27 protein-coding genes are annotated in these 25,462 nt (G+C 60.2%); 12 read left to right on the top strand and 15 right to left on the bottom strand.

Features of this window, described 5'->3' with window-relative positions:
• Positions 1–4 precede the first annotated feature (4 nt).
• From L8H52_RS15195 to L8H52_RS15175, 5 genes are all read left to right on the top strand, one after another.
• The gene (locus L8H52_RS15195) at positions 5–1,429 is read left to right on the top strand and encodes a hypothetical protein (protein ID WP_242207706.1); all 1,425 of its coding nucleotides are present in this window, start codon (positions 5–7) and stop codon (positions 1,427–1,429) included.
• A 189-nt stretch (positions 1,430–1,618) separates the two neighbouring features.
• Positions 1,619–3,013: a hypothetical protein gene (locus L8H52_RS15190; protein ID WP_141125890.1), complete on the top strand. Its 1,395-nt coding sequence runs from the start codon at positions 1,619–1,621 to the stop codon at positions 3,011–3,013.
• Between the two features lie 15 nt (positions 3,014–3,028).
• On the top strand, positions 3,029–3,403 hold the full coding sequence (locus L8H52_RS15185; protein WP_242207705.1) for a YcfL family protein: 375 nt from the start codon (positions 3,029–3,031) through the stop codon (positions 3,401–3,403).
• Positions 3,404–3,439: 36 nt separating this feature from the next.
• Entirely contained in the window at positions 3,440–4,027 is a 588-nt protein-coding gene (gene lpoB, locus L8H52_RS15180; protein WP_016772610.1) for a penicillin-binding protein activator LpoB, read from the top strand.
• Between the two features lie 3 nt (positions 4,028–4,030).
• Entirely contained in the window at positions 4,031–4,774 is a 744-nt protein-coding gene (locus L8H52_RS15175) for a penicillin-binding protein activator LpoB (protein WP_242207704.1), read from the top strand.
• A 73-nt stretch (positions 4,775–4,847) separates the two neighbouring features.
• Here the strand turns inward: L8H52_RS15175 and rhtB are convergent, their stop codons facing one another.
• The 3 genes from rhtB to L8H52_RS15160 form a co-directional block, all read right to left on the bottom strand.
• On the bottom strand, positions 4,848–5,480 hold the full coding sequence (gene rhtB / locus L8H52_RS15170; RefSeq protein ID WP_034152015.1) for a homoserine/homoserine lactone efflux protein: 633 nt from the start codon (positions 5,478–5,480) through the stop codon (positions 4,848–4,850).
• A gap of 192 nt (positions 5,481–5,672) precedes the next feature.
• Entirely contained in the window at positions 5,673–6,254 is a 582-nt protein-coding gene (locus L8H52_RS15165; protein ID WP_242207703.1) for a mechanosensitive ion channel family protein, read from the bottom strand.
• Entirely contained in the window at positions 6,254–8,164 is a 1,911-nt protein-coding gene (locus tag L8H52_RS15160) for an ATP-binding cassette domain-containing protein (protein WP_242207702.1), read from the bottom strand. The genes L8H52_RS15165 and L8H52_RS15160 overlap by 1 nt, the downstream gene beginning before the upstream one ends.
• 50 nt (positions 8,165–8,214) lie before the next feature.
• Here L8H52_RS15160 and L8H52_RS15155 point away from each other — a divergent pair, with 50 nt between their 5' ends.
• Complete coding sequence (locus L8H52_RS15155; RefSeq protein ID WP_242207701.1) at positions 8,215–8,676, top strand: TIGR02444 family protein; 462 nt, start codon at positions 8,215–8,217, stop codon at positions 8,674–8,676.
• Here the strand turns inward: L8H52_RS15155 and L8H52_RS15150 are convergent.
• Positions 8,673–9,881, bottom strand: a complete 1,209-nt coding sequence (locus tag L8H52_RS15150; RefSeq protein ID WP_242207700.1) for an AlgP family protein — start codon at positions 9,879–9,881, stop codon at positions 8,673–8,675. The two genes, L8H52_RS15155 and L8H52_RS15150, sit on opposite strands and share 4 nt — an antisense overlap.
• Before the next feature lie 192 nt (positions 9,882–10,073).
• Between L8H52_RS15150 and L8H52_RS15145 the strand changes: the two genes are divergently transcribed.
• Positions 10,074–10,739 (top strand): FKBP-type peptidyl-prolyl cis-trans isomerase, encoded by a 666-nt coding sequence (locus tag L8H52_RS15145; protein ID WP_242207699.1) that lies wholly within the window; start codon positions 10,074–10,076, stop codon positions 10,737–10,739.
• A 60-nt stretch (positions 10,740–10,799) separates the two neighbouring features.
• Here L8H52_RS15145 and L8H52_RS15140 read toward each other — a convergent pair whose 3' ends face one another.
• From L8H52_RS15140 to L8H52_RS15110, 7 genes are all read right to left on the bottom strand, one after another.
• The gene (locus L8H52_RS15140; protein ID WP_064116385.1) at positions 10,800–11,258 is read right to left on the bottom strand and encodes an Rsd/AlgQ family anti-sigma factor; all 459 of its coding nucleotides are present in this window, start codon (positions 11,256–11,258) and stop codon (positions 10,800–10,802) included.
• 183 nt (positions 11,259–11,441) lie between these two features.
• Complete coding sequence (locus L8H52_RS15135; protein ID WP_242207698.1) at positions 11,442–11,993, bottom strand: disulfide bond formation protein B; 552 nt, start codon at positions 11,991–11,993, stop codon at positions 11,442–11,444.
• Positions 11,994–12,211: 218 nt separating this feature from the next.
• Positions 12,212–13,450, bottom strand: coding sequence for a heme biosynthesis protein HemY (locus L8H52_RS15130; RefSeq protein ID WP_127930199.1), 1,239 nt, complete (start codon positions 13,448–13,450; stop codon positions 12,212–12,214).
• A complete protein-coding gene (locus L8H52_RS15125; RefSeq protein WP_242207697.1) occupies positions 13,447–14,589 on the bottom strand; it encodes a uroporphyrinogen-III C-methyltransferase in 1,143 nt (380 codons plus the stop codon). Before L8H52_RS15125 ends, L8H52_RS15130 begins: the two co-directional genes overlap by 4 nt.
• 16 nt (positions 14,590–14,605) lie before the next feature.
• The gene (locus L8H52_RS15120; RefSeq protein ID WP_242207696.1) at positions 14,606–15,367 is read right to left on the bottom strand and encodes a uroporphyrinogen-III synthase; all 762 of its coding nucleotides are present in this window, start codon (positions 15,365–15,367) and stop codon (positions 14,606–14,608) included.
• Positions 15,364–16,305 (bottom strand): hydroxymethylbilane synthase, encoded by a 942-nt coding sequence (hemC, locus tag L8H52_RS15115; protein ID WP_242207695.1) that lies wholly within the window; start codon positions 16,303–16,305, stop codon positions 15,364–15,366. Before hemC ends, L8H52_RS15120 begins: the two co-directional genes overlap by 4 nt.
• A 137-nt stretch (positions 16,306–16,442) precedes the next feature.
• Positions 16,443–17,189, bottom strand: a complete 747-nt coding sequence (locus L8H52_RS15110; protein ID WP_242207694.1) for a LytTR family DNA-binding domain-containing protein — start codon at positions 17,187–17,189, stop codon at positions 16,443–16,445.
• 473 nt (positions 17,190–17,662) lie between these two features.
• On the opposite strand from L8H52_RS15110, the gene argH reads away from it, so the two are divergent.
• Complete coding sequence (argH, locus tag L8H52_RS15105; RefSeq protein WP_007911110.1) at positions 17,663–19,057, top strand: argininosuccinate lyase; 1,395 nt, start codon at positions 17,663–17,665, stop codon at positions 19,055–19,057.
• A gap of 163 nt (positions 19,058–19,220) precedes the next feature.
• On the opposite strand, the gene L8H52_RS15100 is transcribed toward argH, so the two are convergent.
• On the bottom strand, positions 19,221–19,880 hold the full coding sequence (locus tag L8H52_RS15100; RefSeq protein ID WP_242207693.1) for a glutathione S-transferase: 660 nt from the start codon (positions 19,878–19,880) through the stop codon (positions 19,221–19,223).
• A 124-nt stretch (positions 19,881–20,004) separates the two neighbouring features.
• Between L8H52_RS15100 and L8H52_RS15095 the strand changes: the two genes are divergently transcribed.
• The 3 genes from L8H52_RS15095 to L8H52_RS15085 all read left to right on the top strand — a co-directional run bounded on the left by L8H52_RS15095 (position 20,005) and on the right by L8H52_RS15085 (position 23,842).
• Positions 20,005–20,295, top strand: coding sequence for a hypothetical protein (locus tag L8H52_RS15095; RefSeq protein WP_242207692.1), 291 nt, complete (start codon positions 20,005–20,007; stop codon positions 20,293–20,295).
• A 274-nt stretch (positions 20,296–20,569) separates the two neighbouring features.
• A complete protein-coding gene (locus L8H52_RS15090; protein ID WP_008084565.1) occupies positions 20,570–20,815 on the top strand; it encodes a TIGR02647 family protein in 246 nt (81 codons plus the stop codon).
• 183 nt (positions 20,816–20,998) lie between these two features.
• Positions 20,999–23,842 (top strand): class I adenylate cyclase, encoded by a 2,844-nt coding sequence (locus L8H52_RS15085; protein ID WP_242207691.1) that lies wholly within the window; start codon positions 20,999–21,001, stop codon positions 23,840–23,842.
• Positions 23,843–23,849: 7 nt separating this feature from the next.
• Here L8H52_RS15085 and rnk read toward each other — a convergent pair whose 3' ends face one another.
• The 3 genes from rnk to cyaY all read right to left on the bottom strand — a co-directional run bounded on the left by rnk (position 23,850) and on the right by cyaY (position 24,959).
• A complete protein-coding gene (gene rnk, locus L8H52_RS15080) occupies positions 23,850–24,269 on the bottom strand; it encodes a nucleoside diphosphate kinase regulator (protein WP_223026484.1) in 420 nt (139 codons plus the stop codon).
• Positions 24,270–24,397: 128 nt separating this feature from the next.
• A complete protein-coding gene (locus tag L8H52_RS15075) occupies positions 24,398–24,622 on the bottom strand; it encodes a DUF1289 domain-containing protein (RefSeq protein ID WP_242207690.1) in 225 nt (74 codons plus the stop codon).
• Positions 24,623–24,626: 4 nt separating this feature from the next.
• Positions 24,627–24,959 carry an iron donor protein CyaY gene (cyaY, locus tag L8H52_RS15070; protein WP_160059870.1) on the bottom strand — a complete coding sequence of 111 codons (333 nt, stop codon included), beginning with the start codon at positions 24,957–24,959 and terminating at the stop codon, positions 24,627–24,629.
• Between the two features lie 326 nt (positions 24,960–25,285).
• On the opposite strand from cyaY, the gene L8H52_RS15065 reads away from it, so the two are divergent.
• On the top strand, positions 25,286–25,459 hold the full coding sequence (locus L8H52_RS15065; RefSeq protein WP_007911098.1) for a lipoprotein: 174 nt from the start codon (positions 25,286–25,288) through the stop codon (positions 25,457–25,459).
• The last annotated feature ends 3 nt before the right edge of the window (positions 25,460–25,462 follow it).

The raw sequence follows: 25,462 nt of genomic DNA, 5'->3' as shown, positions 1-25,462 counted from the left end.
TCCCATGCGCCCTTGCCTGCTGCTATTTCTGCTGTTCAGCACTATCGTGCACCTGAGCGGTTGCGCCGCGCTGCGCAATTACGATCTGGAGATGCAACAGACCACCGATCAGATGACCCAGGGCAATCTCGACGGTGCGCTGGTGTTGATGGAAAGGCATAACCCATGGGAAGACAAGGATCTGCTGTATTACCTGGAAAGAGGCGCCATTCTCAGCGCCGGCAGTGCGTTGCCGGAAAGCCAGGCAGACTGGCGCACCGCCGACCGCATGATCTTTCAGCGCGAAGAGGCCAACCCTGCCGGCGCCATGAAGCTGCTGACCCGGTTCGGTAATGAAATGGGCACCATGCTCGTCAACGACAAACTGCTGCGCTACGAAGGCTATGACTATGAAAAAGTCATGCTGACCACGCAGATGGCCCTCAACCAGTTATCCGTCAACGATTTCGATGGCGCCCGCGCCGATATCAAGAAGACCCATGAACGCGAAGCCCTGATTGCCCGCCAGCGCGAAGTGCAATACGAAGAGGCGCAGGCACAGGCCAAGACCCAAGGCATCACCCTGCGTTACAAAGATCTGCAAGGTTATCCGGTGGCGATTCTCGATGCGCCACACGTGCTCGAACTGAAGAACGGCTATCAAAGTGCGTTCAGCCACTATCTGGCCGGGTTCACTTACGAAGCCTTGGGTGAGCGCGACCTCGCGGCGCCCGGTTATCGCCAAGCCATCGAACTGCGCCCGGACATGCCGTTTCTGCAGAACGCTTTGCGTAACCTCGACAAGCCTGCAGCCAAGGCCGATGAAAGCGACGTGCTGATTATTGTGCAAAGCGGGCTGGCACCGGCTCGCAGCTCGGTGCAAGTGCCGATTCCGGTGCGCCTGAACGAAAACCTGGTCATCGTCGCGCCGATATCCTTTCCGGTGATGATTCCGGACGCCGTCACCCCGACCTTCAATCACCTGAAGGTTGATGGCCGTAAGCAGCCGTTGACGGTCGTCAACAGCGTGACCGACATGGCCATGCGAACACTGCGTGACGACATGCCGCAGATCATCTCGCGCGCCATGTTCCGCGCCAATATGGCCGCCATCGGCCAGACACATGAAAACGAGCGCAACCCGGCCAAGGCTTCATTGGTGGTGACAACGCAGGATCCTTTCGAGGAGGCTGACACACGCACCTGGCGCGCCCTGCCCGACAAGACACTGGTCACCCGTCTGCGCCTGAAAAAGGGCCTGCACAAGATCGACGTCCCCTTCTACCCCCCGGGTCATCCCCTGACCTTACGCGTCGATCAGGATCACCAAATACTCAATCTGCGCGTGTTCCGGGATCAGACCTATTACGTGGGGTCGGCCTATGTTGCTCCTGCGACGCCTTTGCCGGAGAACGCAACCCACTCGAAGCAAGTAATGGCACCTAACTAACCAGTGCAATTAAAAAGCTATTACATAGCCATCACCACCCGCTTATAATGCCGCGCCCTCGCTATCGCGAAACGGCATTAAAGCTCCTCTGATTATGAGGAATTGGCAGGAGGCCAGCGCCACCGCCGATGGGTCACACCAGCCCGACCAGCATCCGCGGCTGTATTACTCCAGGGAAGAAGTACCCCCATGGCATTCCGCGCCCCCACTCTGATCGCGCTCAGCGCCGTCACTCTGCTGTCCGGCTGTTCGGCGTTTCGCAACTACGATTCCGAACTGGCACAGACCAACCAGCAACTGGCCACCGGCAACGTTGACGCCGCACTGACTTTGCTGGAAAAGAACAACACCGGCCCGGACAAAGACCTGCTCTATTACTTCGAGAAAGGTGAGCTGCTGCGCGCCAAGGGCGACCTCTCCGGCAGCCAGAACGCCTGGACCAGCGCCGATGTAGTGGTGGGTCAGTGGGAAGATTCGGTCAAGCTCGACACCGGTAAGTACCTGGCCCAGTTCGGCAGCTTCATCGTCAACGACAAAGTGCGTCGCTACGAAGGCTACGACTACGAAAAAGTCATGCTGACCACGCAGATGGCCCTGAACCTGCTGGCGGTCAATGACTTCGACGGTGCACGCACTGCGATCAAGAAAACTCACGAACGTGAAGCGGTGATCGCCGACCTGCGCGACAAGGAATACCTCAAGAGCGAGGAAGAGGCCGAGAAAGAAGGGATCAAGACGCAGTACAAAGATCTGCAGGGTTATCCGGTCGCCAGTCTCGACGCGCCGGAAGTGGTTGGCCTGAAAAACAGCTACCAGAGTGCGTTCAGCCATTATCTGTCCGGTTTCGTCTATGAAGCGTTGGGCGAGAAAGGCCTGGCTGCACCGGGCTACCGCAAGGCTGCCGAACTGCGCCCGAACACGCCGCTGCTGGAACAGGCGCTGGTCAATCTCGACAAGCCAAGCAAGTCCGACGACAGCGACATCCTGATCGTGGTGCAAAGCGGTCTGGCGCCGGCCCGCGACTCGATCCGCGTACCGTTGCCATTGCCGATCTCCAACAACGTGGTGATCACGCCGCTGTCGTTTCCGATCATCAAACCGGACACCTCCACCGCGCCGTTCGCACAGATCGGTGTCGATGGTCAGCAGGTCGATCTGACCGCGCTCAACAGCACCACCGCCATGTCCCGCCGCGCCCTGCGTGACGACATGCCGGGGATCATTCTGCGCACCACCGTGCGTGCAATCACCAAAGGTGTAGCGCAGAAGAAGATCAACGAAACCAACCCGCTGGCCGGCCTCGCCGTCGGTATCTCTTCAGCTGTGCTCGAAGGTGCCGATACCCGTACGTGGCGTACCCTGCCGGACAATACCCAAGTGGTGCGTCTGCGTCTGAAAAAGGGTGAGCACCAGGTCAGTCTGCCGAGCGCCGTCGGCGGTTCGGTAGTCAAGGTCACCGTCGACCAGCGTTATCAGGTGATCACCCTGCGCGCCGTCGGCAACCAGGTGTTCGCCGGTGGCCTCGCCGCCCACGTCATCCCGAGCGCCAGCGCGACCAACGTCGCCAGCCTCAAACAACCTTAAGAACGGAGTCTTTGCATGCGCTTCAAACTCATCGCCGTCGCCGCCCTCGCCTTGCTGGCGAGCGGCTGCGCCACCCCGCCACCGCCAGAGCCGGGCAGCGCCGCGAGCAAAGTCGTGGCCATGGGTCCGCAGAAACACATCGTCGTCGGCGCCATGCGCGTCGCCCGCGAAAACGGCTTCATGACGGTCAATGTGCAGTTGAGCAACACCCTCAACAGCAACAAGATTTTCTACTACCGCTTCGCCTGGCTCGGCGCGGAAGGCTTCCCGATTGCCGAAGAAGAAGTGTGGAAAAGCCAAATGATGTACGGCGCCCAGACCAGCTTTATTCAAGGCATCGCCCCGACCACGAAAGCCGTGGACTTCCGTCTGGAAATCAAGACGCCGTAAGCCTGCCACCCTATTCCTGATTTAGAGAGCATTCCCATGTTTGCACGCTTTTCCTGCATCGCCGTCATCGCCCTGCTGGCCTCCGGTTGCGCCAACACTTCGCCGACCCTGGGCAGCAAGAACATCAGCTACGGCGACACCAAAGCGGTTGAAACCGTGACCAATGAATTCGGTTCGACCGACCTGCAAATGATCGCCGAGTCGATGACCCGCTCGCTGGCCCAGTCCGGCATTCTGCAGGGCCGTCCGGTGGTTCAGGTCTACGACGTGAAGAACAAGACCAGCGAGTACATCGACACTCGCGAAATCACCACCAGCATCAAGACTCAGCTGATGAAGACCGGTGTTGCGCGTTTCGCCAGCGACAACAACGCGATGCAGAGCCAGGTTGACCAGCTCAAGCTGCAAAACCAGAGCGGCCTGTACAAGAAGAGCACCGTGGCCAAGACCGGTAACATGGTTGCCGCCAAGTACCGCATCGAAGGCTCGATCAGCTCGATCGTCAAGCGCAGCAGCGACTACAAGGACGTCTTCTACAAATTCAGCCTGCAACTGATCGACGTTGAAAGCGGTCTGGCCGAGTGGATGGACGAAAAAGAGATCCGCAAAACCACGGAGCGTTAATCAATGCGCGCATGGATTGGCATGATGGCCCTGGCTTGCGCGTTCAGCGTGCAGGCGGCCCCGAAAGTCGCGGTGACGGATCTGGCCTATCAGGAACGTGTGGAGCAATACATCCACATCGTTTCGGCCCAGAGCAATCACCGCGAGGGTTACTACAGCTCCAGCGGCTCGTCGAGCTACAACGAGATCGAAGCGAGCACCAGCTACATCGAGCAAGGCGAGCTGCGTAAATTCACCGGCGACATCAAGGGTGAAATTCTGCGCACCGGTATGTTCCAATTGGTGCAGGGCACGCCGTACACCGCGTCGTCCAAGGGTGACGTCTACGATGTGATCAAGCGCATCAAGGCCGGTAACTTCAAAGGCGCCGACTACGTGCTGTTCGGTACCGTGTCGGATATCGACTTCACCCAAGACATCAACGAGCTGGCGAACACCGACAGCTATTCGGCGGTGCTGGGCCTGACGCTGGTGGCGGACTTCAGTCTGATCAACACCAAGACCTTCGAGATCACCTCGGCCTTCACGGCGATGGGCGAAGCGCAGGACACCAAACTGGTGAACCATCGCGACATCAAGATCTCGCTGAACCGTCCACGGGTGGTGCGTGACGTGTCGAAGGCGCTGGGTGAGGACGTGGCCGGGCAACTGAGCATGCAGCTCGGTGGTGGCGGTTACGAGCAGCCGCGTGAGCCGGCGCAACGCAACAACTTGCCGCGTGATACTGCGCCGGTAATCTTGCGCTGACCCCTGGCCGCTCTGCGTCCCAGGCACAAAAAAGGCGACCCGCAAAGGTCGCCTTTTTTTGTGGCTACACGCTTTAAGCCGCCGCTTTACGCAACGTCGCCATAAACGCCGCCGCACCGATGAACAGCCCGGCAAATGTACGGTTCATGCGCTTCTGCTGCTGCGGGGTGCGCAACAGACGCAACACCTTCGACGCCAGACCGGTGTAGCCGGCCATGACAATCAGGTCGACACAAACCATGGTCACGCCGATCACCACGTACTGAATCAACAGCGGCGCATGCGGATTGATGAACTGCGGCAGCACCGCGAGCATGAAGACCAAGGCCTTGGGGTTGCTGATGTTTACCAGAAAGCCACGGAACACCAGCGCCAGCGGTTTGCCGATCGGCCGCACTGCTGCGTCATCGCTCATGTCCATGGGCAGTGCACGCCACTGCTTGATGGCCAGATACACAAGATAAGCGACACCGAACCATTTGATCGCGTGGAAGGCCGTGGCCGAAGCGGTGAGGATCGCGCCAACACCGGCGCCGACAATCGCAATCTGCACCGCCAGACCGATTTGCAAGCCGAGGGCGTTCCAGTAACCGCGCCAGAACCCGTATTGCAGACCGCTGGACATCGACGCAATGGCGCCAGCACCCGGAGAAAGGCTGATCACCCAGCAGGCGGCAAAAAACGCCAGCCATGTTTGAAGCTCCATCGCACACCTCGATTCATGCTCGTGACAAATGCCTAAGCTAATGCGGGTTTGAATGGATGACTACCAATTTTTGCTGAATGTTGCAGGTGCTGCTGAGGGCCCCTTCGCGAGCAAGCTCGCTCCCACAGTAGACCGCGATCAAATGTGGGAGCGAGCTTGCTCGCGAAGGCGTCAGAATAGACGCCGCAGAATCTACTTCTCGAAACCGCTCGACGGAAACACATCCGTCCCACGCCAACGCCGCACCGAGCGCTGGAAGAACAGACTATTGGGCACTTGCACCATCGCGCTGCCAGTCCCCAGCTCTTCAGCCTCGATCAACGTGGTGTAAAGCAGATTGATCGCCACCACCCGGCCTTTGACGCCTGGCTTGTCCGTGGTGTCCACCAGCTCAACGATATCGCCCAGCCGAAACGGCCCGACGGTAAAAATCAAAATCGCGCAAAGCAGGTTCGACAGCACACTCCACATCGCGAAGAACGCGACCGCCGCCACCGCGACGAAACCCGACAGCGCCGTCCACAACACCGTGGCCGAAACGCCGAGGCGTTCCAGCACGAAGATCAGCGCGCTGCCCATGATCAGCCAGCGCAATACGCCGCGCAGCGGCATCAACAGCTGCGGCGGAAACGGATAGCGCTCACCCAACCGGGTCAGGCCTTTGGCGACGAAGCGCTGAGTGAGGTAACCAGCCAGCAGGATCAGCAGAATCTGCACGGCAAACCAGACTGGCTCGACCCACTCCGCCGGCAGCGGCAGCTTGAACGCATCCATCAGGACAGCGCCTCCAGCTCCGCCTGCATGCTTTCCAGCACCTCGAGGGCTTCCATCCACGCCTCTTCCAGCTCGCCTTCACGAACCTTCAGCTTGGCTTGTTCGGCGAGCAGATCACGCAATTCGTTCTTGCGTGCCGGCTCGTAGATGTCGCTGTCACCGAGGCTGGCGTCGACCTTGGCGAGCTTCTCGTGAAGCTTGCCCAACTCGGCTTCGAGCTTGTCGGCTTCACGCTTGTGCGGGGCCAATTGCTGACGCAACGCAGCCGCCGCCTGACGCTGAGCCTTCTTGTCGGTCTTGTCCGGGTTGACCGGGGTGTTGTTGACCGGCGCATTGCGCTGACGGTATTCCACCAGCCAGCGTGCGTAGTCTTCGAGGTCGCCATCGAACTCTTCGACCTTGCCGTCAGCGACCAGGTAGAAGTTATCGGTGGTGCTCTTGAGCAAATGCCGATCGTGAGACACCACCAGCACCGCGCCGCTGAATTCCTGCAGCGCCATGGTCAGCGCCAGGCGCATTTCCAGATCGAGGTGGTTGGTCGGTTCGTCGAGCAGCAACAGGTTCGGGCGTTCCCAGGCGATCAGGGCCAGAGCCAGACGCGCCTTTTCACCACCGGAGAAATTCAGCACTGGCTCGTCGATGCGCGCGCCACGGAAGTCGAAGCCGCCGAGAAAGTCGCGCAGGGTCTGCTCGCGTTCGCTCGGCGCCAGACGCTGCATGTGCAGCAACGGGCTGGCCTTGGAATCCAGCGAGTCGAGCTGATGCTGAGCGAAGTAGCCGACCACGGTGTTCTCGCCACGGGTCAGGCGCCCGGCGATCGGTGACAGCTCGCCGGCGAGGTTCTTGATCAGGGTCGATTTACCCGCGCCGTTCGGCCCGAGCAGGCCAATCCGCGCCCCCGGGGTCAGTTGCAGCTTGACCTTCTCGAGGATGGTTTTGTCGCCATAACCCAGGCTCGCATCAGACAGGTCGATCAGCGGGCTGGAGATCTTGCTCGACTCGCGGAAAACGAAATCGAACGGCGAATCGACGTGGGCTGCCGACAGCTCTTCCATCCGCTCCAGGGCCTTGATCCGGCTCTGCGCCTGACGGGCCTTGGTCGCCTGCGCCTTGAAGCGGGCGATGTAGCTTTCCATGTGCGCACGTTGCGCCTGCTGCTTCTCGTAGGCCTGTTGCTGCTGGGCCAGACGCTCGGCACGGGCGCGCTCGAAGGCGCTGTAGCCACCGCGATACAAGGTGATCTTGCGCTGATCGACATGCGCGACGTGATCGACGACTTCGTCGAGGAAATCACGGTCGTGGGAAATCAGCAGCAAAGTGCCCGGATAGTTTTTCAGCCACTCTTCGAGCCAGATGATGGCGTCGAGATCCAAGTGGTTGGTCGGTTCGTCGAGCAACAACAAATCCGACGGGCACATCAACGCTTGCGCCAGATTCAGACGCATCCGCCAGCCACCGGAGAAATCCCCGACCTGACGATCCATCTGCTCGTTGGTGAAACCCAGACCGGCGAGCAACTTGCGCGCTCGCGCATCGGCGGTGTAACCGTCGGCGCTGTCGAGTTCCGAGTGCAGGCGGGCCTGAGCGGCACCGTCATGCGCGGCTTCGGCAGCAGCGAGGTCACGTTGCACCTCGCGTAGACGCAGGTCGCCATCGAGCACATAGTCGACGGCAAGCCGCTCGAGCGTCTCGATTTCCTGGCGCATGTGGGCGATGCGCCAGTCGGCCGGCAAGAAGCAATCACCTGAGTCGGGGTGCAGTTCACCCCGAATCAAGGCGAACAGGCTCGATTTGCCGGCGCCGTTGGCACCGATGAGACCGGCTTTGTGGCCGGCGTGCAGGGTCAGCTCGGCGTCTTCTAGCAGACGTTGCGGGCCACGCTGTAAAGTCAGGTTCTGAAGTCGGATCATAATGGCGGCGGAGTCTACCAGCTTCGCTCACAACTGGCGCGAGTAGCACGATGTCCTCTGACCTGTGGAGCTTTTCCCTTGCCGTCTACGCCCGTCCGGGTGTGGAAGACGCCTGCCTGCAACTGCAAACGGCGGGCGCGAACGTGTGCCTGCTGTTGTGCGGTTTATGGCTGGAACAGCGCGGGGTGACGTGCGATGAACAACGTATCAACGCGCTTCAGGCGCTGACCACACCGTGGGATACCGAGGTGGTGCAGCCGCTGCGAACACTGCGCATGCGATGGAAAACGCAGGCAGTGGATGACGCGGTGTTGAAAGGTATGCGCGAGCAGATCAAATCACTCGAGCTGGAAGCTGAGCGAGCGTTGCTGTCACGGCTGGAAGGTGTGGCACAGGAATGGACACGAAACGACACAGGTGCGATGACCTGGCTTGAAGGTTTGGCTGGCACGGCGGCCAACCCGAACCGCGACGCGCTGCAAGTGCTGCGCGTCGCGGCTACCGGCGTTTAGGAAGCGCTGGTTGGGTTGTTGCTGACACTCGACACAGCGGCTGGCGTTGGCGCAGTCGAAGGCGTCGAGGTAGTAGCGGCAGGTGCCGGTGCAGCTGGCGCAGTCGAAGTTGCCGGTGCGGCAGGCTTGGCAGCTGGAGCAGTAGCCGGTTTGGCGGCAGCTGGTTTGGCAGCGGCTGGCTTTTTAACGGCTGGTTTTGCAGCAGCAGGCTTGGCGGCAGCAGTCGCTGGTTTAGCAGCAGCGGCCGGTTTCGCGGCTGGCTTGGCTGCCGGTTTGGCGGCGGCTTTCACGGCTGGTTTTGCAGCCGGTTTGGCAGCAGCTTTGGCTGGCGCTTTTGCCGCAGGTTTGGCTGCAACCGGTTTGGCGGCAGTCTTGGCAGCGGGTTTAGCAGCGGCAGTACGAGCAGCAGGTTTTGCCGCTGGTTTTGCGACAGCTTTGGCAGCAGGTTTAGCGGCCGGTTTGGCGGCTGCGGTTTTCACCGGAGCAGCTTTGGCAGCAGCCGGTTTGGCAGCGGCGGCACGGCTAGCTGGTTTAGCAGCGGCAGTACGGGCAGCTGGTTTTGCCGCCGTGGTTTTAGCCGCTGGTTTTGCAGCGCTCGCTGCAGCCGGTTTTTTCACTGCAGGTTTTGCCGCAGCTTTGGCAGCTGGTTTTGCAGCGGCTTTCACCGGTGCTTTTGCAGCAGGCTTGGCGGTAGTTTTAGCAGCAGCTTTTGCCGCAGGCTTGGCTGCCGCAGTTTTCGCTGGAGCCTTGGCTGCAGCAGGTTTGGCAGCGGCTTTTTTCGCCGGTGCCGCCGCTGGCTTGGCCGCGCGGGTCGACAACACTTTGCCCACGGCTTCTTGAACGCGACCCACACCCTGGGCCAGCTTCAGGCTTTCCTGAGCATCGCGCTTGAGTTGCAGAATGTAGCTGCGGGTGTCGGACTGACGATCCTTCAGCGCATCGAGCAGGTCTTCCAGTTCTTTCACTGCGCCTTTGGCTTTGGTCTGCGCCTTGGCTTTGCCGGCGGCAGCTGCGTCCTGCAATTTGGTGCGGGATTTGTGCAGTTTTTCTTGCGCCTTGCCGCGTTGCTTTTCCAGTTTGGCGAGCAGTTTTTCAGCATCAGCCAAGGCTTGGGAGCAAGCGTTTTCCAGATGCTCGAGCAAGCTGCCCGAGAGTTGTTGGAGTAAGTGCAACGGAGTATTTACAGGCTTCTTGGTGGCCGACATGGTTTACCTCCTGGCTGACGTGAGTGCGGCTCATACTAGACCTCTGCAGTTACCGCCGCTAGGGCATCTTGACAGTATCGATTGCGTTGCGTTGCACCGAAGCGAAAATGTTCTGCGCGAAGACAAAAGCAGTTCACCGTTGCAGACGTTCGCGCTGGCATAATCCACCGCATCTCAGGACGGAGTGTGCCCATGTCGCGCTACTTTTTTTTATCCCTCTGCATGCTTGTTTCGGCCGCTCACGCTGACGAAAAAACCACCGCGAACGATGCTCACGATCTGGCCTACAGCCTCGGTGCCAGCCTCGGTGAACGCCTGCGTCAGGAAGTCCCGCAGTTGCAGATCCAGGCACTGGTCGATGGCTTGCAACAAGCCTATCAAGGCAAGCCGCTGGCATTGAGCGAAGCACGTATCGAACAGATTCTCGCCGATCATGAAGCGCAGAATGCCGAGCACTCGGCACAGCCATCCAGCGATGCAGCGATGGAAAACGAGCAACGTTTTCTTACCGCTGAAAAAGCCAAACCGGGCGTGAAGGAACTGGCCGACGGCATCCTGCTCACCGAACTGACTCCCGGCACAGGAGCCAAGGCCGGCCCCGATGGAAAAGTGCAGGTGCTGTATGTCGGGCGCCTACCCGACGGCACCGTGTTCGATCAGAACACTCAGCCGCAATGGTTCAATCTCGACAGCGTGATTGCCGGTTGGCGCACCGCGTTGCAGAACATGCCGGTGGGGGCGAAATGGCGATTGGTGATTCCATCCGATCAGGCCTATGGCGCCGACGGTGCCGGCGACCTGATCGCACCGTTCACGCCGCTGGTGTTTGAAGTGGAATTGCGTGGCGCGACGAGTTGAGCAGGCAATAAAAAACGGTGCGCTTTCGGGCGCACCGTTTTTTTTGATCAGGGTTCGGGATCAGGCCTGAACCGGATCTTCTTCCTTGTGTGCTGTGTGCAGCACTTCAATCAGGCAGTCTTCAAGTTCGAAGCGCTCGTGCAGCAGGCCTCCGAGCTCTTTGAACTTCTCGGCTACGCATTTGCCTTCATCGCACAGGTCGTTGAAAGCGAGCAGCTTCTCGGTGATGACATCGATGCGCGGATAGATCGTTTCGGCGAGTTCGAGGCCGCGCTTGTCGTTGAACGCCTTGGCTTCGCCAGTCAGCTGTTCGTAGATTTCGAAGTGCCCTGCCGAGACGTAATCGACCAGCACGCCGCAGAACTCCTGCAAGGGCTTGCGACTCTCGGACAGTGACTCAGGCTGCGCGCCGAGTTTGTCGTAGGCGCCGATCAGATCTTCACGCTCCTGCAACCAGCGGTCGATCAGCAGATGAACTCCACCCCAGCGTTCCTGAGCATTCTGACAACTTTCGAGCATGGCGATCTCTCTTCCCTTGTGGGTCATGCTGCTCTACACCCGCGCCCCTCTTTTGATTTTGACCAGGGGGTCGGCCGGGCAGCGCGTCATCGAGCAACATAAATCCAATGACACGTGCGGGCCAGATTATGCCCGCACGCCTATGGCTTCAAGGTACGCAGGAGATAAAGTTCATACAAGTGTTTAATCCCGCAGCAGCACCGGGTGCGACGCTTCGCCGCTGAGCGGTCGTTGCAGAGCACTCCAGACCAGCCGCAACAATTGATAAATCGCCAGAATCGATACCGCGACAAAGAACAGAAGGCTCCATTCCGGGATGCTCAGATCGAACAGTGTCCAGGAAATTTCCGCACAATCGGCACCGCCGCTAAACATCCTCTGCAACGCACAGATCCACGGCAGACCACTGAACAACATCTCCGGGGCAGGCGTGCAATTGAGCAGTTGCAGCAGCGGATCACTCTGGATCAGTACCTGTCGCCAGGCAGCCGTGGTGCCCCCCAGACTCGCACCCAGCGTCAACAGCCAGTAGAGCCACAAACCGACGCGCTTGGGGCCATGCACTGCCGCCAGACCACTGGATACGCACAGCAGCGTGAGGAACAGGCGCTGCACCAGGCACAGGCTGCACGGCGTCAGACCCACAGCATATTCAAGATAATAGGAAGCTCCCAGAGCAAAGGCCCCCGCAGTGAAAGCCATGAAGAACAAGGAGCGTGAGCAGGCCAACGACATGGCTTTTCCGTAACAGTAGAGACAGACGGTTACGGTAGAGGAAAGCGTGTCAGCCTTTCAAGGCGAGGCCCTGCCGACAGTTCACCAGAGGTGTAGGGAAAACCCGACAGGTTTGAGAGGAATCGGTGTAGACCGCTGTAGGAATTTGCTTCGGGCGCTCAACGAAGTTGAATTTTCAGCCACAAAAGGTAAGCGAGGGAGCTGCCTCCCCCGCCACTTCAGACGTGCGCCGGTACCGGCAATGGCGCGGCCAGCAGGCGCTCATCCAGCAGCCCCAGGCCCTCCTGGAACAACTGATTGCTGCGCTCGGTATCGCCCAGCTGTGCGAGCAGACGCGCCAGTTCCGCACAGGCTTCAGGATTGCGCTGCACACGCAGGCTGCTTTCCAGATAATCCCGCGCCTTGCCCCACAGGCTGGTTTGCAGACACAGACGGCCAAGTGTCAGCAGCAAGCTCGGATCGTTCGGGTGATCCTTCAGCCAGCCTTCGGCCGTTTGCAACTGACGGGCCGGATCACTACCGCGCACCAGACCGTAGAGACGGGCCAGATGGCTGTCGTACTTGCGCTTGAGGGCGGTGCGCAAGACTTCTTCCGCTTCGACCTGAGCACCCAGCTGACGCAGCTGTTCGGCGTATGCCAGTACCAGCGGTGGCTCTTGCCGTTGCGCCGAGGTGAGTTGCTGCCAGGCACGCGTGAGCGACTGCAAGCCAACGCTGCCGTCCTCTTCGCGCTGGGCTGCCAGCGACAGGTTTTCACCCCAGGCACGGCGCTCAAGTTCTGCCAGTTCGGCGGGCGGCAGGACTTTGTCCTTGCGCAACTCCGGCAACAAACGGATCACCGCCGACCATTCGCCACGCTGCTGATACAAACGCTGCAACTGACGCAGCGTCTGCGCATTGTGCGGATGACGATCATGCATCGCTTGCAAGGTCACCAAGGCACCGTCGGTATCGCCACGGTCGGTCTGCAACTGCGCATGACTCAGAGCGATCGCCAGTTCCGCCTGCGGCTGACGCTCCAGTGCGCGCTCCAGCAAACGATCACACTCTTCGTAATTGCCTTGCTCATTGGCTGCGCGGGCAGCACCGAGGTAGTACAGCAATGGCTGACGCTCGGCTTCAGCCGCTCGATACAGATGACGCTGCGCACTGGCCCAGCGACCTTCGGCCAGATCCAGTTGGCCGTGCTCAATGGCAACCTGCACACGTCGACTGCGGTTACGCCGCGACCATGGATTGACCACACCGCTCGACGTCATGACCAACTCGACCAGCGCCTTGATGCCCCAGATCAATAGCCACAACACCGCGATGACCGCCAGTGTCGCCCACAGGCTCGATTCGTAGCGAAAACTCTTGTAGGCCACCAGCACGTAACCGGAATGCTCGGCAATCGCCAGACCCAGCGCCGCCGTCGCAGCGATCACCAGAAACACGATCACATACAAGCGCTTCATGGCGTGGTCTCCTGCGCGGTGTTGGCGGCAGGTTTGACGAAGGGTTTCACCGACTCTTCGGCATTGACGTTGCGTCGTTCAAGGTAGGCTTGCACCGCACTCAGCGTACTGGCCAGATCCGGCGTCGTGACCGTAACCGGCTCCTTGCTCAGCTCGGCGACCTGTTCGAGCATCACTTTGCTTTGCGCATTGTCCGGATTGAAATTTCCTTTGAGCACATCGCGAGCCTCGGCCATGGCCTGGGTGTAGACCGGCGCCTGGCCGTTGAGGGCCGCCCACTGCGCCTGCTCCAGCGCCAGGCTCAAGGCCAGACGCACTTGGCTCAGGCTCTGCCCGGCCAGCAGCGGCCGCACGTTTTTGTCAGCGTTGAAATCGATGCGGATGTAGCGCGAAACCTGATCCCACCACTGCGCCCAGCGACTGGCACCGTCACCGTCGGCGGTCAGGCCCAGCAGCGATTCGCCGCGATCCTTGTATTCCGGCGCCAGCTCGGTGAGGTCGATGACCTGATCGCGCAATGCGCCGAGGCGCAGAAACAGCCCGGTGCGATCCGGTTGCGCCGTGCTGCGCAGCGCCACCAGGGTTTTCGCCACTTGCTCGCGAGCGGCAAAAGAGCCGGGATCGTTTTGTTCACGAAGGATTTCGTCAGCGCCCTGTACCAGCGCCTGAGCACTGCTGATGTCCTGCAGCGCAGAAAGGCGCAGGCTGGCCAGGCGCAACAGATGCTCGGCCTCGGCCAGACGCCAGTCCTTGCGGCTGGCACCCAGCACGGTTTCCAGACGTTGATTGAGGCGCTGTTGATCGCCCTGGAGTTGCGTCACCAGACGCTGGCGCTCGGCAAGTTCGTCGGCCCCCGGCAACTGCGCGAGGCGCTCGGTCAGCCGCTGTTCATTGAGCTTCAGGCTCTGCGCCTGATCGTTCAACGCCTGGACTTCACCGGACTGCTGCTGAGTGTTGGTCTGCAGGTGACGCACCTGCCAGACACCCCAGCCACCGATCGCGACGCCGGCAGCGCCGAGCAACAGGGCGACGATGGCCAATCCATTGCCTCGGCGCGGCTCTGTGGCCGGCGGTGGAGTTTCAACCCGGGTTTCAATCACAGGCTGGACGTCATCTTTTGGCAAGGCTGTTTCGCTCACGTATCCATCCTTTGCATTAGTAAACGGGTACGGGATGCTCCCGCAACGCCGTCAGCAAAGCCGCGGCACTCGCGCCGCGGCAATCCACAACTGTTTGAGCCCCGGCGGCATGTGCCAGCTCGGCGACTCTTGGGCTTGGAACAAACAACGGCAACTGCGCGATTGTCGGCCAGGCATCGCCGGCCATTTGGCGCAGGTGCTCGAAACCCTGTCCACTGCTGACCACCAGCCCGTTCAAGCGTTCCGCTTCGATCCGAAGCGACAGTTCGTTCGGGGGATAGGCCGGCAGGTCACGTCGATACAATTCCAGATACTCGACACTAGCACCTCGCTCACGCAGGCGCTCGGCGAGCAGCTCTCGGCCGCCCTCCCCGCGCAGGATCAACACCTGTGCCCCGGGCTGGCTGACCGCCTCACGCAGACGCGGTAATTGCAGCAAGGCTTCGCTGTCATCGCCGTCAGCCGGATAGCTGACGTCAAGACCATGATCGCGAAGAATCTGTGCCGTCGCCGCGCCGACGCTGAACCAAGGCATCGTCAGCGACGACGAGCCGTCTAGCAGATCCAGCGCAATACGTGCCGCCGGTTTGCTGACCACAATCACCGCGTTGCAACGCGGCAACCGCGCAATCGCCTGACGAATTTTGTCAGAGACTGGCAGCGCGACAATGTCCAGAAGCGGCAGACAGTGACTGAAAACCCCCTGCGCCGCCAACGTCTGCGCCAGCGCCGCACAGTCTTCTGCAGGGCGCGTCAGCAGCAGGCGCCAGCCGGTCACTCGTGACCTGCCTCGCCGTAGACCGCTTTGAGAATGTCATCAGCACCCTGGCTGAGCAGGTCTTCGGCAACTTTTACGCCCAGCGCTTCGGCATCGGCACGCGGTGCCCGGGCTTCGGCGCTGAGCAGCTTGCCACCGCTCGGCTCACCCACCAGACCACGCAACCACAACTGCTCGCCTTCAAGCACGGCGTAGCAGGCGATCGGCACTTGGCAGCCGCCGTTCAGATGTTTGTTGAGGGCACGTTCGGCGGTTACGCGCGACGAGGTATCGGCGTGATGCAACGGTGCGAGCAAGGCGTGGATTTGCGTATCGGCGCTGCGACATTCGATACCGACCGCGCCCTGGCCACCGGCTGGCAGACTGTCGTCGACGCTGATGGCCGAAGTGATGCGGTCTTCGAAACCGAGACGGATCAGACCGGCTGCCGCAAGAATGATCGCGTCGTACTCGCCAGCATCAAGCTTGGCCAGGCGGGTATTGACGTTGCCGCGCAGGAAGCGGATTTGCAGGTCCGGGCGACGGGTCAGCAGCTGCGCCTGACGACGCAGACTCGAAGTACCGACGATGCTGCCAGCCGGCAACGCCTCCAGACTTGCATACGTATTGGAAACGAAGGCATCACGCGGATCTTCACGTTCGCAGATGCAGAACAGACCGAGGCCTTCAGGGAAATCCATCGGCACGTCTTTCATCGAATGCACGGCAATATCGGCTTCGTTCTCCAGCAACGCGGTTTCCAGTTCTTTGACGAACAGGCCCTTGCCACCGATCTTCGACAGCGGCGAATCGAGCAGCTTGTCGCCGCGACTGACCATGGGCACCAGCGTCACCAGCAAGCCCGGGTGGGCCGCTTCCAGACGGGCTTTGACGTATTCGGCCTGCCAGAGGGCCAGCGCACTTTTACGGGTGGCGATGCGGATTTCGCGAGAGGACATGGATCAATCCGTACTGAATAGATACGGCGGATAATAACAGCTCAGCCAAATCCACTTTGACTTGAATCAGAAACGGCGTGGCCTCCCTGGCCGGCAATGCCTGGTAAAAGAACTAGGAGACGCCCGGAATGACCGGGCTACAGCCCCTGCATCATCTTGCGCACACCGGCCACATGACGACGACTGACGATCAGCGCGTCACCATTAAGACCTTTGAGGAACAGCTGGAAATGCCCCAGCGGCGTGCGTTGCAATCGTTCGATGCGGTCGCGGGCGACCAGTGCGTTGCGGTGGATACGCACGAAGCGTTCGCCGAACTCGTCTTCAAGGGCTTTGAGCGGTTCGTCCAGCAGCACCTCACCGGCTTCGTGACGCAGGGTCACGTATTTGTGGTCGGCAATGAAATAGACCACCTGATCCAGCGGGATCAGTTCGATGCCTTTGCGGGTGCGGGCGCTGATGTGGCTGCGCGGCCCGGTGCCACTTTCGGCAGCGGGACGGGTCAGGGCCGAGAGTTGCGCCCGATTGGGACGTTCAGCCCGTTTCAGGGCGTCATGCAGATGTTCGGTTCGCACGGGTTTCACCACATAGCCCACGGCGCTGGCCTGCAGGGCTTCCACGGCAAATTCATCGGGGCTGGTGCAAAACACCACGGCCGGCGGCGTTTCACGTTCGCACAGACGGGCAGCAACCTGCAAGCCATCGAGGCCCGGCATGCGGATATCGAGTAGCACGATATCCGGCTTGTGGCTGTCGATCAGTGCCAACGCCTCCTCGCCATTCGTAGCGCTGGGCTCCAGAACTGTATAACCCTCAAGCTCACTCACCATTCGGCTGAGGCGCTCGCGAGCCATGGGTTCGTCATCAACGATCAGGACATTCATATTGCGCTGGATTCCTGCGTGAGTCTCGCACAAGGATAGCGTAGACAGGTGAAGTGACGTCCGTCACCGCGATCCACGCTAAGACTAGCCCGAGCGCCAAAAAGTGCCGTACGTCGGCCAGCAATATTTGCCAGTGTCCGGGTCGTACTGCTCGAAGCCCGCTGTTTCCTGCGTTTCTCACGGGGATTGCCGAAGGACAATTACACCCACCCCCCTCTTCTTATAGTCGGCGGCCAGACCTTTGCGCGGTCCGCAGCTGCGTCGACCCTTATGTCCAACTGTAGACGTTCGTCGGGCCGATATTGCTCAATCGAAAAATATCCTTGCGCAAAACCGCCGCGGTCAGCGCCGACTATGGCGCAGACAATGAGAAAAAAACGTATCGACCAGTGTCAACGACAGGATTGGCAACCCTGTTATTATCCGCGCCAGCGTTTCACGCCTTTTTTCTTCAAGCCGATACGAGCGAATTCATGAGCACTGACAAGACCAATCAGTCCTGGGGCGGCCGCTTCAGTGAACCCGTCGACGCCTTCGTCGCCCGCTTCACCGCCTCCGTCACTTTCGACCAGCGCCTGTATCGCCACGACATCATGGGCTCGATTGCCCACGCCACCATGCTGGCCAAGGTTGGCGTGCTGACCGATGCCGAGCGCGACAGCATCATCGATGGCCTGAAGACCATTCAGGGCGAAATCGAGGCCGGCCAGTTCGACTGGCGCATCGACCTCGAAGACGTGCACATGAACATCGAAGCACGCCTGACCGACCGCATCGGCGTCACCGGTAAAAAGCTGCACACCGGGCGTAGCCGTAACGACCAGGTCGCCACCGACATCCGCCTGTGGCTGCGTGACGAAATCGACTTGATCCTCGCTGAAATCACCCGTCTGCAGAAAGGCTTGCTCGAGCAAGCCGAGCGCGAAGCCGCGAGCATCATGCCGGGCTTCACTCACCTGCAGACTGCACAGCCGGTAACCTTCGGGCACCACATGCTGGCCTGGTTCGAAATGCTCAGCCGCGACTACGAGCGTCTGGTCGACTGCCGCAAGCGCACCAACCGCATGCCGCTGGGCAGCGCCGCGCTGGCCGGCACCACCTACCCGATCGACCGCGAATACACCGCACAACTGCTGGGTTTTGACGCGGTTGGCGGCAACTCGCTGGACAACGTTTCCGATCGCGATTTCGCCATCGAATTCTGCTCGGCCGCGAGCATCGCGATGATGCACCTGTCGCGCTTCTCCGAAGAGCTGGTGCTGTGGACCAGCGCGCAGTTCCAGTTCATCGATCTGCCGGACCGCTTCTGCACCGGCAGCTCGATCATGCCGCAAAAGAAAAACCCAGACGTGCCAGAACTGGTGCGTGGCAAGACCGGCCGTGTGTTCGGCGCACTGATGGGCCTGCTGACCCTGATGAAAGGCCAGCCACTGGCCTACAACAAGGACAATCAGGAAGACAAAGAGCCGCTGTTCGACGCCGCTGACACCCTGCGCGACTCGCTGCGGGCCTTTGCCGACATGATCCCGGCGATCAAACCCAAGCACGCGATCATGCGTGAAGCGGCGCTGCGTGGTTTCTCCACCGCAACCGATCTGGCGGATTATCTCGTGCGCCGTGGCCTGCCGTTCCGTGATTGCCACGAAATCGTTGGCCATGCCGTTAAGTACGGCGTGGACACGGGCAAGGATCTGGCCGAGATGAGCCTGGAAGAACTGCGCCAGTTCAGCGACCAGATCGAGCAGGATGTGTTTGCCGTGCTGACACTGGAAGGCTCGGTTAATGCTCGCGACCATATCGGCGGCACTGCGCCGGCGCAGGTCAAGGCTGCTGTGGTTCGCGGTCAGGCCCTCATCGCCAGCCGCTAAAAGCCAAAAGCCAAAAGCCAAAAGCCAAAAGCCAAAAGCCAAAAGCTTCGCGAGCAGGCTCGCTCCCACAGGGATTAAGGGTGTTCACAAAATTTGTGTTCACCACCGATTCAGTGTGGGAGCGAGCCTGCTCGCGAAGGCTTCCTTCAGAGCGCTATAAAACTCACTTCTTGGCAGCGATCATCGCCAAAAACGCCGGCATCGCAGCTTCTTTGTCCGCCGCAATCTTCTGCACATGCGGATTCTGCTCCAGCCGCTCCAGCAGCGCCTTCGCCTGCGGCATCTCCGCCAGCAAATCAATCCCGAACAGCTTCTGCCCGACCGCACAGGCCAGCGGCACGCTGTAGAGGAAGTACAAATCGGCAATGCTCAGACTGTCGCCAGCCACGTACGGGGCGAATTTGCCGTGCCGGCCCAGCGCAGCAAAGCCGAGCAACAGTTCGGTCTTGGTCTTTTCCTTGATCGCCTCCGGCAGGCTCATGCCGAAAAATGCCTCGCCATAGCAAGCACGGCCCGGCAACTCGATGTACAGCTCGATTTCCTTGGCAATCGCCAACACCTGCGCGCGCTCGAATGGATCGCTCGGCAACAGCGGCGCGCCTTTCTGAGTCTGTTCGAGGTATTCGAGGATGATCGCGGTTTCGTTGATGAAACCGGCGTCGACGCCCAGCACCGGTACTTTGCCCCGAGGGCTGATGGCCAGTGATTCCGGGGTCTGCGCCGGGTAGAACGTGACCTCTTCGAACGGCAGGCCTTTTTCCAGCAACGCCAGTTTGACCATGTTGTAGTAGTTGCTGACTGAGAATCCGTAGAGCTTGAACATCACATAGCCTCCAGGCCGTGCGGGGTGGGCAGTGCCTGTTTATAGATCGCCATGACGATTCCCGCCAGCAGCATCACGCCGCTGAATGCGGGTAAACTGGGCGCCTTTCCTTGAGGAGCCTGCCATGAGCGAGCCGACAGACATCAACAATGACAACGACGAAGAAGAGTTCACCGAGGCTACTTTGATCGAAGCCATCGAGAACCAGATCGAAAGCGACAACCCGCCGGCTGCCAAAGCGACATTCAACAAGTTGACCCTGGTGGGCGTCGAGCGCGAAGAGATCCTCAATCTGATGGCGCACGTGCTGGCCTACGAGATTGACGCCATGCTCGATGAAGATCGCGCGTTCAACACCGAATGGTACGAAGCGGCCCTGCGTGCATTGCCAGAGTTGCCACCCGAAAAGCAGTAACAACAAATCCCCCCTGTGGGAGCGACGGTGCGACGATTCGACTTGCTCGCGAAGGCGTTTTATCAGTCAACTTATTTGGTGAGTGACACATCGCTTTCGCGAGCAAGCTCGCTCCCACACAATTTGTCACCCATCTATCCGCCCTGCGCCTGAGCCCCGACTACACTGGAATCCGCCTCAAGACAAAATCCCTGATCTGAGCACTGGACATGCCGCAAAAGCGGGTTCACCTTAGGGACGCTGTCGTCCAATTCCTAGAAAGTCTGGAGTCCTTATGTCGCTTACCCCTGAGTTGGTTGCCGAACTGGAAGTCCTCGCACTCTTTCCCCTGGACAGTTCCCAGGAAGGTTTGAAAATTCATCAGACCGCTGCCCCGAAACATATTTCTGCCGCCAAACGCCTCTTTGAAAAAGACCTGACCGATCAGCCCGATGGCGGGTATCTGACCAGTCTCGGTCGCGACGCCGCACAAAATGTGCAAACCGTGCTGACCATTCTGAGAGAGCAGGAAACCGCCTGATTCTTCCCGACTTCGCCCACGGGAACTCCTGCCACGGGATTTCCGCGGGCCTGCCCGGTCGCCCGCGATAGAAATCTGACGTCAAAAAACAAATTCAGCTTAAAAGTCCCGCCGCGCTAAGGCTAAACTGCCTGACATTCCGAGACCCTCTACGTCCGTGCCTGCGAGCCGGTTTGAGCTGACATGACGCGCACCCACGAAATCCGCCCCGACCTGGACGAAGGCATCGACCGCAAGGTACTCAGCCAACTGCGTGCGCGTTTTCTCAAACTCAATGAAGGCCGACTCGGCCGCGCCCTCGAAGGGTTGTCGCCACGCCAACAGAGCGTGCTGACGCTGTTGCCACTGTTCTTCCACGTCAATCATCCGCTGCTGCCGGGTTATGTCTCCGGCAGCACGCCGGCCGGCCTGTCGAATTACGAGCCGGACGCCAACACCCTCGCCGAAGCCCAGCGCCTGACCCGTTCGTTCTCCTACAAGCCGCGCCACGGCAGCAATCCACCGCGCCCGATCCACGGTCTGTTTCTGATGGGCAGCCTCGGCACGCTGGCGCAGGCCGATCAGAGCGACATGGACGTATGGGTCTGCCACGCGCCAGACTTGAGCGACAGCGAACTCGCCGAACTGAGCAAGAAATGCCAGTTACTGGAAGCCTGGGCCGCGAGTCAGGGCGCCGAGGCGCATTTCTTTCTGATTGATCCGGTGCGCTTCGTCAAAGGCGAACGCGACACCCAGCTCAGTTCGGAAAACTGCGGCACCACCCAGCATTACCTGCTGCTGGACGAGTTCTACCGCACGGCGATCTGGCTGGCCGGGCGCACACCCATCTGGTGGCTGGTGCCGGTCTACGAAGAAACCGCCTACGACCTTTACACCCATACCCTGCTGTCGAAGCGCTTTATTCGCGCCGACGAAACCCTGGATCTCGGTCATCTGGCGACAATTCCGCCGGGTGAGTTCATCGGTGCCGGTTTATGGCAACTGTTCAAAGGCATCGAATCGCCGTACAAATCGGTGCTGAAACTGCTGCTGACCGAGGTTTACGCCAGCGAACACCCACAGGTGCAGTGTCTGAGCCTGCGCTTCAAAAAAGCCGTATTCGCCAACCAGCTGGATCTGGACGAGCTGGATCCGTACATGGTCGTGTACCGGCGCATCGAGGAATACCTCACCGCGCGCAATGAGCCGGAACGCCTGGAACTGGTGCGCCGCGCGCTGTACCTGAAGGTCAACCGCAAGCTCACCGGCAACAGCCGCACCCAGAGCTGGCAACGCTCGCTGCTGGAGCGGTTGGCCAGCGAATGGCATTGGGATCAACGGCAACTGACACTGCTCGACAGCCGCAGCCAGTGGAAAGTCCGCCAGGTCAGTGCTGAGCGCCGCGCGCTGGTTAATGAACTCAATTACAGCTATCGCTTCCTCACCCAGTTCGCCCGCACCGAGCAGACCGTCAGCCTGATCAACAAGCGTGATCTCAATGTGCTCGGCCGGCGCCTCTACGCAGCCTTCGAACGCAAGGCCGACAAGGTCGAGTTCATCAATCCCGGCATCGCCCCTGACCTGGCCGAAGACACCCTGACGCTGGTGCAGTCGCGTAACAAAAAGGAACCGGGGCAGACCCAGTGGGGCCTGTATAACGGCAGCCTCACGGCACTTGAGTGGGAACACTTCGCGCCGATCAAGCGCAGCCGCGAGTTGCTTGAATTGCTGACCTGGTGTCACCGCAACGGCGTGATCGACAGCAGCACGCGCCTGGCGTTGCACCCCGGTACCAGTGATCTGAGCGAGTTCGAACTGTTCAACCTGCTCGGCAGCCTGCAGCAGTGCATCGCTCTGCCCTTGCCTACAGTGGCCGAAGAGCCGCTGCTACGCGCCGCCGTACCAAGCGAAGTGCTGATGCTGGTCAACGTCGGCGTCGATCCGCTCAAGCATCACCGCGACCTCAACATCCTGATGACCACCGAGCGCACCGACTCGCTGAGTTACGCCGGGGTGCGCGAAAACCTTGTGCTGACGCTGGACCAAGTGACGCTCAACAACTGGAACGAAGTGCTGGTCAATCGTTTCGATGGGCCACATGCCCTGCTCGATTGCCTGCGCGATTACCTCAACAACCTGCCGCGCGGGTCGTTGCAGCCGTCGTTGAAGGTGCGTTGTTTCTGCCACAACCGCGCGCAGTTCATTGCCCGTCGCGTCGAGGAAATCGTCGATACCGCGCAGAATCTGCTGCTCAGCGACTTGAATCACCGCTACCTGATCCAGGTGCAGCAGCACTATCACGTGCTGGAACTGGTGCCGGGCCAGGTCAACCACGTCGCCCTCGCCACCCTGCCGGCGCTGCTTGATTACCTCGGTGAAGAACAGCCGCGCTACAGTCCATTGCATCTGGATCCGATGGCACTGGAAGATCACGACCTTGCGTTGATCCTGCCTATGGGCCAGCCAGAATGCATTCAGGTGTTCTACCGGATCACCGAGCAGCAGGCCGAGTTGTACGTGCTGGATGAGTTCAACGCACTGTGGCAACAGCATTTGCCGTATCACGACGAGCAGAGCCTGCTGGTGCCATTGCAGCGTTTCCTGCAATCGATCCTGTTCCGTCGCGAGGCCGTGCTGCCGATGGACGCCGGCCCCGATGCCCGCCTCGAAACTTTGTATTACCAGTTATTGCCTTCCGGCCCGGGACGCGCACGACGGGTCGAAGCCCGCCCGGCGCCACAGACACCCGTCAACAAGCCTTTCTACGACGTGCAGGCGATCGTCGGCAAAGCCGCACCGGGCGAAGTGCAGGTCACCCTGTATTGCAATCAACGGGAATTCAGCGAGCTGGAACATGGCGACCAGCTGTTCAGCGTGGTCGCCCGGGAGATCGTCGAGCAGCGCCGCGACAGCGAACGCTATCGCTGCTACATCACCGACCTCGACCTCTCGGGCCTGCTCGGTGACGGGCAGAGTTCAAGCAATCTGTATCTGCGCTACAAGGCTGACCTGGAGCGCTCACTGAACGAGGCGCTCGAACAGGTCTGAGGGCGGGTTACTCGCGGAAATCACCGCCGTTGGCCGGCTGCGATTCGACTTCGAGCAAGGTCAGTTTGAGGGTTTTGCCACCCGGTGCTGGCCAGTCAATGTGCTGACCGACCTTCAGGCCGAGCAATGCGCTGCCGACCGGTGCCAGAATGGAGATCTTGCCTTCATCGGCGTTGGCATCCTTGGGATAGACCAGCGTCAGGTGGTAGTCCTTGCCACTGCCTTCTTCACGGCAATGCACGCGGGAATTCATCGTCACGACATCGGCGGGCACTTCATCGTGGCCGACCACGGTGTCGGCGCGGTCCAGTTCGGTTTGCAGCGCGATCACGCCCGGCGCAGCCTGGTCTTTATCGTTCAGGCTGTCGATCAGGCGTTCCAGACGTTGCACGTCCAGACGGGTAAGGGTGATGGAAGGTGCGGTCATGATCCGGGCAGACTCCTTTCTTCTGCACACAAAAAAAGCAAAACCCCGCCAAAAAAGACGGGGTTTTCACCAGGCCTCGATGGGTTGAGGCGTGTTCGGACACTATCACAGCTTAAAAAATATACAAGTCACGCCCCGCCGCACTGTTTGCGCTGCGACGCCTGGGCGCAAATCACTCGCCGCCGCTCGTCATCTGCCGAGCGCCATTCGCGAATGTCTTCGACATGGCGGAAGCAGCCGAGGCAAACCTTGTGCTCATCCAGTCGGCACACACCGCTGCACGGCGAAGGCACCGCTGGGCTGATGTTGCTGTAGAGCGGCTTCGGAGGCCGGGCGGGAGCGGTGTCAGTCACGGAATCACAGACCTTCGAAATCGAATTCGGCGCCGGCCTGCTGCTGGACGATGCGCTCGAGCATTTCGCCCAGTTGCTCTTCGCTCTTGTCGCACATCCAGCGCTCGCTTTCTTCGTCGTAGTCGAAGTGGAAACCGCCGGACACCGCCGCCAGCCACAGCTGACGCAGCGGCTCCTGACGGCTGAAGATCAGCTGCGAGCCGTTTTCGAACTTGACGGTGAGCACACCGGCCGAGTTCTCCATGTCGATATCCAGATCACTTTCATCAAAGATGTCTTCCAGTTTTTCCTGGGTTTCATCGACCAGATCGTGAAAACGGGCTTCGGACAAACTCATTGCGGCAACCTCAAAAAATGTCTGATCAGGCTCAAGCGCCGAAAGATACGGACGCTGCCAGCCGATTGCAAAGATTAACGACCAAGCACCTGCCGACCCATCAACACCGAACCCTGTGGGAGCGAGCCTGCTCGCGAATGGCCGGCACATCCAACATTATCGCTAGCTGACACACCGCTATCGCGAGCAGGCTCACTCCTACAAGGTATTGCGGCGGTTCGGGCAGCTTTGGACGAGCCCCGCCGGACGGGAACCCCCTCGCATAGGCAAGCCGCCGGGTGGCCGGTATACTCCGGCGCAATTAACGCATTTTCAAGGATTTCGCCATGAAGCGCCTGATCTCTTCCCTTGCTGCGCTCGTCGCGGTTGCCTGCCTCGTTTCGGCCTGTGGTCAAAAAGGCCCGCTGTACCTGCCGGATGACGATCAGGACCCGGCCGAGCAAGCCCAGTCTTCGCAGAAGCAGCCGTCCAAAGCACACAAGCACGACGTTTACCAATAAGGG

This window comes from Pseudomonas sp. CROZ-RG-20F-R04-15, from assembly GCF_022662375.1.
Taxonomy (GTDB): domain Bacteria; phylum Pseudomonadota; class Gammaproteobacteria; order Pseudomonadales; family Pseudomonadaceae; genus Aquipseudomonas.
The sequence above is the reverse complement of the archived record's forward strand: the minus strand, read 5'-3'. Positions and strand labels throughout refer to the sequence as shown.